This window comes from Ruegeria sp. P8, from assembly GCF_056534665.1.
In genome coordinates, this window is record NZ_JBQERC010000006.1 from 15964 (window position 1) to 28865 (window position 12902).

The 12902-nt window shown below is 55.2% G+C and carries 8 protein-coding genes; 2 read left to right on the forward strand and 6 right to left on the reverse strand.

The window, feature by feature from the left end; genetic code table 11:
• Positions 1–97: 97 nt before the first annotated feature.
• Positions 98–823, forward strand: a complete 726-nt coding sequence (locus tag ACR0BZ_RS09905) for a response regulator (protein WP_170634701.1) — start codon at positions 98–100, stop codon at positions 821–823.
• A complete protein-coding gene (locus ACR0BZ_RS09910; RefSeq protein WP_480920125.1) occupies positions 820–2217 on the forward strand; it encodes an ATP-binding protein in 1398 nt (465 codons plus the stop codon). Before ACR0BZ_RS09905 ends, ACR0BZ_RS09910 begins: the two co-directional genes overlap by 4 nt.
• A 73-nt stretch (positions 2218–2290) precedes the next feature.
• On the opposite strand, the gene ACR0BZ_RS09915 is transcribed toward ACR0BZ_RS09910, so the two are convergent.
• The 6 genes from ACR0BZ_RS09915 to ACR0BZ_RS09940 form a co-directional block, all read right to left on the reverse strand.
• Positions 2291–2911, reverse strand: a complete 621-nt coding sequence (locus tag ACR0BZ_RS09915; RefSeq protein WP_170634705.1) for a class I SAM-dependent methyltransferase — start codon at positions 2909–2911, stop codon at positions 2291–2293.
• Positions 2912–3476: 565 nt separating this feature from the next.
• Positions 3477–3818, reverse strand: a complete 342-nt coding sequence (locus ACR0BZ_RS09920; RefSeq protein WP_209251489.1) for a copper-binding protein — start codon at positions 3816–3818, stop codon at positions 3477–3479.
• A 29-nt stretch (positions 3819–3847) separates the two neighbouring features.
• Positions 3848–7027, reverse strand: coding sequence for an efflux RND transporter permease subunit (locus ACR0BZ_RS09925; RefSeq protein WP_209251487.1), 3180 nt, complete (start codon positions 7025–7027; stop codon positions 3848–3850).
• Positions 7024–9219 (reverse strand): efflux RND transporter periplasmic adaptor subunit, encoded by a 2196-nt coding sequence (locus tag ACR0BZ_RS09930; protein WP_170634709.1) that lies wholly within the window; start codon positions 9217–9219, stop codon positions 7024–7026. Before ACR0BZ_RS09930 ends, ACR0BZ_RS09925 begins: the two co-directional genes overlap by 4 nt.
• 617 nt (positions 9220–9836) lie before the next feature.
• On the reverse strand, positions 9837–10223 hold the full coding sequence (cueR, locus tag ACR0BZ_RS09935; protein WP_152460772.1) for a Cu(I)-responsive transcriptional regulator: 387 nt from the start codon (positions 10221–10223) through the stop codon (positions 9837–9839).
• Between the two features lie 15 nt (positions 10224–10238).
• Positions 10239–12749 carry a heavy metal translocating P-type ATPase gene (locus tag ACR0BZ_RS09940; protein WP_170634712.1) on the reverse strand — a complete coding sequence of 837 codons (2511 nt, stop codon included), beginning with the start codon at positions 12747–12749 and terminating at the stop codon, positions 10239–10241.
• Positions 12750–12902: the final 153 nt, after the last annotated feature.

Here is a 12902-nt window from a genome sequence, read left to right on the forward strand (position 1 = left end):
AACCCGGTTTGTATCGTTGTGTCGCAGCCGGCCCAACTGATACAAAGGGTTACAAAAAAGCCGGGATTTGTACCGCGCCGAGGCCTATGATCGCGCCATGACCGAAGCACCACATATCTTGATTGTCGACGACCACCGCGAAATCCGTGATGCTGTCAGCCGTTATCTGGAAAAGAATGGGTTGCGCGCCAGTACCGCGCGCGACGCAACCGAGATGGACGCGCGACTGGCGGCCGGTCGGATTGACCTTATCGTACTCGATATCATGATGCCGGGCGAAAACGGATTGTCGGTCTGCCGCCGCCTGTCCGCGGCCGGTGGCCCGCCGATCCTGATGCTGACAGCCCTCAGCGATGACACCGACCGTATCGTGGGTTTAGAGATCGGCGCCGATGACTACCTGCCCAAACCATTTAACCCACGTGAATTGCTGGCCCGGATCAAGGCGATCCTGCGGCGTTCCGAAACCACCGCCCCTCCGGCTGGCGATCTGAGCGGCAAACGGATCGCCTTTGGGAGCTGGGTTCTGGATGCCGACAGTCGCACCTTGATATCCGCCGAAGGGGCCGAAGAAAGTCTGACCACCGCCGATGTCCGGCTGCTGGCCGTATTCCTGCAGCGGCCCCGCAAACTCCTGTCGCGAGACGAACTGCTGGACTTGACCGCCGGCCGCAGCCCGCACTTGTTCGACCGTACGATCGACAACCAGGTCAGCCGCTTGCGTCGCAAGATCGAAGCTGACCCAACGCGCCCGAAGCTCATCACCACGGTAAGGGGCGGCGGTTATTGCCTGTCGACCGACGTGCGCGAGCTTACGGAATGAAAGGCTTTGCCCAAAGTCTGCGCGGTCAGCTTATCCTTTTGATCATCGCCGCGCTGACTGCCGCGCAACTGGTCAGCCTGTGGCTGTTCGTCGACGAACGCTCAATGGCAGTTCATATGGCCCTTGGCCTGGAAACCGCCGGACGCGCCGCAAACATCGCGCGGCTGATTGAAGAAGCTCCACCCGAGATGCACGACGCGATCCTGCGGGCAGCAAGCTCTCCACTGGTGCGTTTCAGCCTTACAGATACGCCCGCGGTCGATCACACAGGACATAGCGCTGGTGGGACGGTCGAAAACACAATCCGCAGAATTCTGCCAGGCTATGAAAACCGTCCCATCAGGGTAGAGTTACATGAGTTCTCTCCCGATATGCTGCCGGTCGAAGGTGTTCCGTCTACAATGGCTGAAATGCACATTGCAATGATGCGTGATCACGTTTCCGCAATTGAGATGCAGCTGTCGATCGCTCTGACGACCGATCAATGGCTCAACGTGGATACCCGGTTCCATAACCCTCCTCTGCAATGGCCTTTGCAGTCCTTCGTCAGCTTTGGTTTAACTGCAACTTTAATTCTTGGAGCAGCCATTTGGTTTCTACTGACACGGCTGACCGGCCCGTTGCGCCGCCTGTCACTGGCTGCAGACCAGTTTGGTCGCGGTGAAGACGTCCAGGAACTGACGGTTTCTGGTCCGACCGAGGTGCGAGATTTGACGCAGGCGTTCAACCATATGCGTGACAGGTTGACTCGCTATGTTGCCGATCGGACCAGACTATTGGGGGCGCTGGGTCACGATTTGCGGTCGCCTCTGACGGGATTGCGGGTTCGCGCCGAACTGGTGGAGGAAGAGGAGACCCGTGACCATCTGATCGAGACCATCGAGGAAATGCAGGATATGGTGGACTCCACCCTGTCATTTGCCAAGGGCGTAGCCACGCGCGAACCTTCCAGTACCGTCCCAATTGGTGAATTCGTAACCAAAACGACCGAAGACATTGTGCAAGCCGGCAACGTGGTTGAGGTATCGGTAGCAGACAATCCGGCCGTCACGCTTCGGCCGATGCTGATGAAGCGAGCTCTGCGCAATATCATTGAAAACGCCTGCCGGTATGGTGCCCGGGCCGACGTCTCGGTCAAGCAAGAGGGGAATGAGGCAAAAATATTGATCCAGGATCAGGGCCCCGGCATCCCCGAGCATATGCTTGATGCGGTATTCGACCCATTTGTGCGGCTTGAAACATCCCGCTCGCGAGAGACTGGCGGAACCGGCTTGGGGCTGTCGATAGCACGTACGATCATCCAGTCGCATGGTGGCACAATAGAATTGCTAAACAGAGAAACTGGCGGCTTGTGCGCTAAGGTGGTTCTGCCAGTTTTTGAGGGCCAAACGTAACTTGTGAACACAATCGGCACGTTCTGAAAGCTTATTGGAAGCGCACCGCTTTGGGCCAGTATCAGGTGTGGGCTCAAACGCAGCGGCGGAGAACACTGAACTGGAAAGACTGACTTTCCCCCCAAGGGGTTTGGTGCAGGTGATGGCGATGCGCGACGAGTTCAAAGTGGTCTTCGAAAAGCACGGCGATATCGCTCGGACTATAGCGGGCGACCGGGAGACCACTGCAAGTCTCCGGCCCATCAAGTGCAAACGTAGCAATGATCACATGGCCGCCAATTTTTACCCCTCTCTTCACGCTTTCCAGATAGGCCGCGCGTTGCGACGTATCCACGAGAAAGTGAAAAACCGCCCTATCATGCCAGACGTCATATCTGCGATCGGGGACCCAGGAAGTTATATCTGCGGAAATCCAAGTGACTGTTTCAGCGGCGCGCCCCAACCTTTCCCGGGCCGTGTCCAACGCGACCTGCGATAGATCGAGAACTGTCACGTCATGGAGCCCCTTCGCAAGCAACGCTCCAGCAAGACGAGATGTACCTCCACCAATGTCGATGACGGATGAAGGCTTAGACACTCTGATCAACTCGATGAGTTCAAGCGATATCTCTGGATCATCCTCGTGCCAACTCAATTGGGTGTCAAACTTCTCGCCATAGACATCGTCCCAGTGCTCTCTTGTGTTAGCCGTCATGTCGTATCGTTTTCCCAAGTCATCGCCCTGGAGATATCCTCATTTTGACCGCTCCGCGCTGCGTTTTCGACTGGAGCAAAAACCAACAAGGCAACGCTTCAGACAATTCGATGCTGGTTCGTTGAATGGCCGCATGAAGTCAGCTCGGCGACATTGTAGTACACACATTCCAATAGTGAAATGTTTTAGGTGGGATTTGCTTGTCGGTCAGATTTCCACTGGGCTGCGCAAGTAGCTCCAGAATTTTGCGCAGTTTAACTGCAGTGGCGCGGGCCGGAGACACCGAAGCGTTGGCAGTTTGTGTACTGCTTGCCTGGATTGCTCTGTTCAATCAGTATAGCCGGAAGATTTTCTGAGCTTTGGGGCTTCAATCAGTCAACGAATTGATTAAAGCGCCTTTAACCGACAATGGACTGATAACTTTTGAGCAGAGCCACAGATCGTTGAAATACGATTTGGTTCTTGAGTGGCTCCTACTCCATTTCTCTTAGTTCATAGAATTTCCTACAGTCCTTGAAACGGCGAACAATCACATCATTGGTGAATAGCTGCCGCATCAACAGACTCAGTTTTTCATGATCGCGCCGATCGCATACATACCACCATCGCTTTTGACCAACATCAGTGTGACTTCGTCACCGGCGCTAATCTCACCCATCATCTGGGCATTTTCAAGAAGCTGCAAATCCATCGTCATCGCGGGCCACCCGATCTCGGGGATCGGATCATGGCTGACGTTAGCGGTTTCGTCGCCAATTGAGTTCACCAAAGCTTTTGCGTGAACCGCCCCTTCCATCTGTTCGGAAGACATGGACATGTTGGAATGGTCCATGCCCTGGTTCGTTTGCGCGATGCTGGTTGTCGTAGACACGGCCAAAAGGGCCACAATAGCAGTCAAAGTTTTCATCAGATGCTCCTGTTTCAAGGTTGTGGGTATCATTCTGCCGGAAGCGCAGGGGGCACTTCCTGGATCGTGTGGGAGATCTCTCGGTTCACGCGATTGAGCGCGAGCCGTTTCCAAATCACGAATATTGCGGGAATGACGAAAAGCGTAAGAAGGGTCGCTGTCACCATGCCCCCAATCATCGGCGCAGCGATCCGCTGCATGATTTCAGAGCCTGTACCGGTGCCGTACATGATGGGTATCAGTGCTGCAAAGATCGTGGCTACAGTCATTACCTTCGGCCGAACCCGAAGAACGGCGCCTTCGAACACCGCGTCTTCGATATCGTCACGTGTCAGCTTTCGCTGTTCCGATTGCGCCAGCCCACGACGTTTCTCCCAAGCAAGATTGAGGTACAGCAACATGACAATCGCTGTTTCCACGGCAACTCCCGCCAGCGCGATGAAGCCCACGAGCACAGCAATTGAGATATCGAAGTTAAGATACCATAAGAACCAAACCCCACCTGCCAATGCGACCGGAAGCGCCGCAAGAATTATCCCGACCTCAATCACCCGATTGAACGCCAAGAAAAGCATGAGCGTGATGATTAGCAGGGTTGCAGGAGCAACGATCGTCAGCCTGTCCTGCATTCTCTCAATGTACTCATACTGCCCCGACCAGGTCAGCGAATAACCCGGAGGCAGGTTGACCTTTTCTGCAACCACCTCTTGTGCTTCGGCCACATAGCCGCCCAGGTCGCGCCCTGCGATGTCGATGAACACGAACCCAGTTCGTCGAGCGTTCTCTGATCGTATCATTCCCGGCCCGTCAACTATTCGAATATCGGCGAGAGCGGACAGTGGCACATGAGCACCCGACGGCGTGACGACAGGAAGATTTTCGAGCCGTTCCGGGCTGTCTCGCCATGCCTGAGGGTACCGAAGGTTTATAGGAAACCTCTCCAGCCCCTCCACAGATTCCGACACTTGCATACCGCCAATTGCGGTCTGCACTACGTCCTGAACTTCTCGAACACTCATCATGTATCGGGAGGCGGCATCACGCTTGACGTCGATTTCGATGAAACGCCCGCCAACAGGTCGCTCTGCGTAGGCGGAAGCCGTCCCTTCAATATCAGCGACCGCACGTTCTACTTCGATCCCTATATCTGTAATGACCTCCAAGTCGGTGCCGGATATTTTGACACCGACAGGTGTACGGATACCGGTTGCAAGCATATCGATGCGGTTCTTGATAGGTTGGATCCAAACATTTGTGACGCCCGGAACCTGAACAATTCGATCGAGCTCATTCCGGATTTTCTCCATTGTCATGCCGGGTCGCCATTCTTTTTTCGGCTTGAGTTGGATAGTGGTCTCCACCATCGTTAGAGGTGCTGGATCGGTTGCAGTCTCCGCACGCCCAACTTTACCGTGAACAGTTTCGACTTCAGGCACGGTCGCGATCAGACGGTTGGTCTGCTGCAGTACCTCACGGGCTTTTCCCGTCGAGATCCCGGGGTAGAAGCTCGGCATGTAGAGAAAATCACCTTCGTTCAACTCGGGCATGAATTCAGAGCCAATTCTCTGGTACGGGTACCACATGGACGTCACCAGAACGCCGGCCAACAGTGTTGTTGCCCATGGCCAGGCAATTGCCGCGTCCAGAAATGGGCGGTACACGAACACGACCAAGCGATTTAGCGGATTTTTTCGCTCCGGTAGAATACGCCCCCTTACAAAGTAACCCATCAAGACCGGAACCAGCGTTATCGAAAGGATGGCGGCTGCAGCCATGGCGTAGGTTTTGGTATAAGCGAGTGGCGAGAAGAGCCTACCTTCCTGATTTTCCAGAACGAAGACAGGCAGAAAACTAACCGTGATGATCGCCAGAGAATAAAAAAGTGCTGGTCCCACCTCAGACGCGCACTCTTGCACAATCCGCCATCTGTTCTCTGCTGTGAGCTTTTCTTTTTCCAACCGCCTGTGCATCGCCTCGATCATCACAATCGATGCGTCGACCATCGCACCAATAGCGATGGCTATGCCGCCGAGCGACATGATGTTTGCGTTTACTCCTTGCGCCTTCATCAGAATAAATGCGGCAAAGATTCCCAGAGGGAGCGACAGAAGAATTACGAGGGATGACCGCAGATGAAGTAGAAAAGCCGCGCACACAAGAACAACGACGATGAATTCCTGCGTCAATTTCTTCTGGAGGTTATCGATAGCGCGCTCAATCACACCAGATCGGTCGTAGGTCGTTATGATTTCGACCCCTTCCGGCAGGTTTGAACGCAACTCTTCTATGCGCGCTTCCACCGCTTTGATCGTCGCTAATGCGTTCCCACCCCATCGCAGGATGACCACTCCGCCAACCGCGTCTCCTTGCCCGTCGAGCTCCCCGACACCACGGCGCATTTCAGGCCCCAGGCGGATTTCAGCGACGTCTCCAAGCGTCAGAGCGGCGCCGCGCTCGTTGACCATCAATGGCGCGCTTGCAAGGTCTGACAATTCATCGATGTAGCCCGATGACCTGACCATGAATTCGGCTTCACCCATCTCAATGACGCTGCCGCCCGTCTCGCGGTTGGCCGCCTGAATAGCCGTCCTCAATTGTGCAAGTGTTATGTCATAGGCACGTAGTTTGTTTGGGTCGACGACGACCTGGTACTGTTTGACCATTCCGCCGATGGTGGCGACTTCTGAGACGCCTTCCACGGCTTGTAATTCGTATTTCAGAAACCAATCCTGCAGAGTCCTGAGCTGAGCCAGATCATGATTTCCGGTTCTGTCAACCAGCGCATACTGATAAATCCACCCGACCCCAGTCGCATCTGGGCCAAGTTGTGGTGACACGCCTTCAGGCAAGCTGCCGGTAATCTGGCCCAAATATTCGAGCACACGCGACCGAGCCCAGTAGAGGTCCGTCCCGTCCTCAAAGACGACATATACAAAGCTGTCTCCAAAGAACGAGAACCCGCGAACGTCTTTTGCACCGGGTACGGCCAATAGGGCTGTCGCAAGTGGATATGTGATTTGGTTTTCGACAACTTGAGGTGCTTGCCCGGGATATGGCGTGCGAACAATTACCTGGACATCCGAAAGATCCGGGATTGCATCAACCGGCGTCTCACGAATGGCCCAAATACCCGCAACTCCTATCATGAATGCGAGGGCCAAGATGACGAACCTGTTGGCAAGAGAAGAACGAATGATGGCCGTGATCACTGCGTAACACTCCCATCAAGCGCGACCTCTAACAGCGTCATCGAAAAGTCGGGATTGCGGCGAAGGATCAAAGAAACATCAATCCCTACAGGCAAGTTAGAAACCTCAATCCCCTCCGCAACCGGGAAATCCATGGTCATGCCCGGCATGCCGATCTCAGTCATCGGACCGTGTGTTACATTCGCGGTCCGCGCGTTTGCGTCGATACTGTTAATCCGGCCAGAAACCTGAAGCGGCGGCGCAATAGGCGTTGCCTCGGCCAATACCATTGTCATGCCATCTGCACGCGCGAAAGTCAGAGTCATTTCAGAACCGACTTCGAGCATGTTAGGGTCCAATGACGGCTCTAATGGGAAATCCATGGTCATCCCCGGCATACCAATCTCAGTCATCGGCCCGTGAGTGATGCTTGCAGTTCCCGCCTCAGCATTAACGAGGTTGATCGTGCCGGTGACCACAATCGGTGGAGCAGAAGGCGTCTTGGTTTCTTCAGGTTCAACAGAATCCGTTGGCGTGGAGCCCTCTTCGCGAATTGCCACAATCGAGAACATCCCCCCTTCTCCCTCAGCCAGATCAAACTCAATTGGCATGCCGATAGGCACGGTAGTGAGATCTACTCCGACAACCGACAAATCCATTGTCATGGCCGGCCAACCGAGCTCGGGGATTGGTCCGTGCTCAAGCGTCAATTTGCCATCGGAAGTGACGGCGCGCGCAACACCAGCTCCAGTTCCGGCAATACCGTCGTCCGGCGCAAGCTCCATCAGGCTCAGAAGCCCATCCGCACCCCGCGCGATCACGAAAGCAACCGCGTCGCCAGCATTCAAACGGTCGAGCGAAACACCAGACCTAACCGGAAACTGCGAAGTCATTGCGGGCCAATCGAGGCTTTCGAGAACATCGTGACGAACAGTTGCCATACGATTTTCGGCATCGAGTGAAACCAGGGTGCCTGCCCCGCGTGCTGGTTCGGTATCCGTTGGTGCCATTCGGGTGAAACCGGCGCTCAAAGCACTTTCACTGTCGATTAGAAACTGTGCGGATGCGACAACTTCCTCACCGGGTTCAAGCCCTTGCAGAACTTCTGTTCGACCCCCCTCGCCGAAACTGTCTCGAAGACCTGTGGTCACCAGTCTCGGGCGAAAAGTACCATCGCCTGTTTTCAAGATGACGCGTTCCGCCGAACCAGTACGAATTAGCGCCTCTGATGGAACAGTGAGAACATTCCGGCTTTCATCCGGTATAAGGCTAACGCTGCCAAACATGCCCGGCCGAAGAACGCCGTCGGTGTTATCGAAACTCAGTCTGACGGGAAGAGTTCGGGTTTGCGGATCAAGCTCAGGGTAAACATAGTCGATTTCGCCTTCGAAGGTGCGACCGGGTAGGTGCTCGAACCTTGCTATTGCGCGCATGTCCTCCGACAAACGTGCAATATCTCGTTCGAAAACATCGACGATCAACCATACTTCAGAAAGATCGGTGACCGAAAACGCAAGCGTGCCTGGCTGCAGGTACATTCCATCAGCGGCATTCAGCGCTATGACAACACCGTTTTGAGGCGCCTCAATTTGCACATTTCGAACCAACTCACCGCCCGCCTCGATCTCTGCAACCTGACGTGCGGACATACCGTGGCTGATCAACTTATTGCGCGCCGCGTCCAAAATCCGCGGGTCACCGGCTTCAACTGCGCGTACAAGATCGCCGGTCGCAGCTGCGATCAATGGTGAAAAGAGTTCAAATAAAACTTGCCCCTTCTCAACCCGATCACCGACCGCGCGAACTTTCAGTTGCTCAATCCAACCTTCAACACGCGTATGAACGTGATTGGTCAGGTGTTCGTCAAAGCCGACGAAACCCACCGTCTCGATGCGAGGTTCGATATCAGTCATGCGTGCAACCGCAGTCCGCACACCAATTGCGTTGATTTCCGCAGCGCTTAGGGTGACTTCTTCAGGGTCGCCGGTAGGTTCCTGCCCAGAATAAACCGGGATCAAATCCATACCCATCGGCGATTTTCCAGGTCCAGGCTGCCGAAAATTCGGATCCATCGGTGCTACCCAATAAAGGACCTCTGGTTCGTTCGACTGGCCCTGATCAATTGGATTCAGGTACAGTCTTTCAAGAATGACACCTCCACCCAGGCCAAACGCCAAGGCAAGTACTGATAGTGCCGCATATCTTCCACGCATAATAATCTCCCGACGGTCGCATTGAATGCTGGAACCGAAACAACATGAATGCCCGCGCTTGCGGGCCTGAGGATGTCAGGAGATTTGAGGAGGACGATCGGGAGTCAGAGGTCCCTGAGACAGATGGGTTTCCGAATCCATGTTTCGGTTTTGCTGCCCGAAAGCTGTAGCCAACACAGCAACACTCACTTGGGTAGGATATTCACCAACGCAGCAGATGCCGGAATGACATTCTCCGCTGTGATTTACGTGGCTATCAGTGTGGATTTGGCCAGTCGTCGGATGCAAACCGCTATGGTCGTGTTTGAAGTCTGATGACTTTGCAGCCATTGAAACGCCGTGAGGCTCAGAGGTGCTACTGTTTTTGACGTCACTGCTCGCGACCACAACAGTGCCGACGAAGGTCATCGCCAAGCAGACGCATGTCAGAAACGTCATTCGCAACACTGAGAAGAACTTCCACTCCATCCCGTGCAGTTAGGACGAACGTAACGTGTGTTCAAGCCAGTCGGAGAAAAAAACAGGTGAGTTGGTGCGCTGCATCGAAATGAAGCTGATTCCCGCGAATACACGTAACAAACTGCCAAAATCGGAGGCAGTTCATACGATGAGCGCATCTAAGTTTGGCCGAGGTTCTTCAGGATCGGGCAGTCAGGGCGGTGGTCGCCAGCACATTCGTCGATCAGATGAGACAGTGTAGCATGCATGGCCTTCAGGTCCGCGATCTTGGCATCTATCTCTTTTAGGTTCTGTTTGGCGATATCCTTCACGTCCGCGCTTGCGCGTTCTTTGTCCTCGTACAACGCCAGTAGTGAACGGCAATCCTCAATGGTAAAGCCCAAGGAACGGGCCCGCCCGATGAAGGCCAGTTTGTGCAGTTCCTTTTCGTCGAAATGTCGATACCCGTTCAGACTGCGCCTGGGTTTGATGAATCCGATATCCTCGTAATAGCGGATGGTTTTGGCAGGCAGACCCGAACGTTCTGCTACATCTCCGATATTCACAGCGGTTCTCCTTTTCTATTCAGCAGGCGCTGATCGCAGCGCCTGCTCTTCATTCTGCGAGATCTGTTCTCGCCCAACTTTGATCGGCTTAACCCAGCGCAACCGCAGCGCGTTGGTCAGGACAAATACACTGGACAGCGCCATGGCACCTGCAGCCAGAACCGGCGACAGCAACGGGCCGCCAAACGGATAGAGCACCCCCGCTGCAACCGGTATGAGCAGCGTGTTGTAGCTGAAAGCCCAGAACAGGTTTTGTCGGATGTTACGCATGGTGCGCTGACTAATATCGAAGGCGTTGACCACGCCTGTCAGGTCGCCTGACATCAGAACGACGTCGGCCGCCTCGATGGCGATGTCAGTGCCTGTCCCGATCGCAATTCCTACGTCAGCCGCCGCCAGAGCGGGGGCATCATTGATGCCATCACCCACAAAGGCCAGTTTTCCGCCATTTGAGCGCAGATCTTGCAACGCGGATACTTTACCTTCGGGCAGAACCTCGGCCACGACATGATCGATGCCAAGCTGCGCCGCGATGGATTTGGCTGTAGCGGTATTGTCGCCGGTAATCATCGCTACTTTCAGCCCCAGTCCGTGCAAAGCTTCAATTGCGTCTGGCGTTGTGGTCTTGATTGGGTCCGCCACGGCGATGACGGCTGCGATAACTCCGTCTACGGAGGCATAAAGTGGAGTCTTTCCGTTGATTGCGAGTTCAGCGCCCCGATCAGACAACGCGCCCATTTCAACCCCTTCGCGACTCATCAGGCGGTCGGCCCCGATCAAGATTGTATGGCCTTCGACCGAGGCGCTTACCCCGTAACCGGTGATCGACGTGAAGTCTTCTGGCTTCGAAAGCTCCAGACCACGGGTTTCAGCCGCGCGCACGATGGCCGTGGCGATCGGATGTTCGGATGTGACCTCAACGGCAGCAACAAGGCGCAGAACCTCATCCTCGGCCAATCCTTCGGCCACAATAAGGTCGGTCAGCTCCGGGCGCCCTTCGGTCAAGGTCCCTGTCTTGTCTACCGCAACAACAGTGGTTTCCTGCAGCATTTGCAAGGCGTCGCCCTTTCGGAAAAGGACACCCATCTCGGCCGCACGGCCGGTGCCGACCATGATTGAGGTGGGTGTGGCCAACCCCATGGCGCAGGGGCAAGCAATGATCAGTACCGCAACCCCGGCTACCAACGCCAGGCTGAGCGCGGGATCGGGTCCGAACAACATCCAAACCAGCACAGTCACAACGGCCACAGCGATCACTACCGGCACGAACCACAGCGTGATGCGATCGACCAGGCCTTGAATCGGAAGCTTGGCCCCCTGGGCTTGTTCGACCATTTGAATGATCTGGGCCAACATAGTGTCTGCGCCGACCTTTTCAGCCCGGTACGTCAATGCGCCCGCGCCATTGACTGTTCCGCCGACCACAGTTGCGCCCTCGGTCTTTTCGGCAGGAACCGGCTCGCCGGTGATCATGCTTTCATCGACATATGACGCGCCGGTCACTACGGCACCATCCACCGCGATTTTTTCGCCCGGTCGAACGTGCACAATATCCCCTACAACGATCTGCTCGATCGGTAGCTCGACAACCGATCCGTCGCGCTCAACTCGCGCTGTTTTTGCCTGCAGACCGACCAATTTTCGGATCGCTTCACCAGTTCGCCCCTTGGCGCGCGCCTCGAGGAACCGCCCCAGCAATATGAGAACCACGATCACCGCTGCGGCCTCGTAGTAGACGTTTGCGGTGCCGGCGGGAAGAACACCCGGCGCAAAGGTGGAAACAAGCGAGAACCCATAGGCCGCCGAAGTGCCCAGGGACACCAGAGAGTTCATGTCCGGCGCGCCTTTGAACAAGGAAGGGAAGCCCTTGGTGTAGAACTGCAAACCTGGCCCAAAAAGAACGATCGTGGTCAGAAGGAATTGCAGGTAATAGCTGTTCTGGATGCCGATCGTGCTCGCTATCAGGTGGTGCATGCCCGGAATAACATGCGAGCCCATTTCAAGGATAAAGACCGGCAAAGCGAGCAAGGCGGCAAAGCTTGTTCGCCGGGCCAATTGGCGAATCTCTTTGGCTTTGCGGTCTTGTGGTTCGGTCTGCGTCGCGGATCGCAGGCTCGCCGGATAGCCAGCAGATGCCGCAAGCGCCGCGATGGCTTCGGGTGTTGTGACTCCCTCAGCATAACGTACAGTTGCACTTTCGGTGGCCAGATTGACCGACGCGGACAAGACGCCATCATCTGCTTGCAATGCCCGCTCAACGCGCCCCACGCACGATGCGCAGGACATGTTCTGAATATCCAGCGTTACCTCTTCCGTCCGTGCCGGATATCCGGCGCTGTTTAACGCATCAGCAATGGCCGCTTTATCGGCTGGATCGCGGAAATCGACCTGAACGCTTTCGCTGGCGAGATTAACCGAAGCGGCATCTACCCCTGGCACATCTTTCAACGCGCGCTCGACGCGCCCTACGCAAGAAGCGCAGCTCATACCCTGAACTTGAAACCGTGCATGTGAAATTTCAGTCATATTGTCACCACAAATGTTCTGCTGACGGGCAACATAAGGGTTCCAGCAAGTGGAAGGTCAAGTGATGGGGTTGACTTTCTTTTCCACTAATTTTGGCGATCCAATTTTCACGACTTGACCTTCCTGTGCTGGAATACTTTAGCCGGGACAACG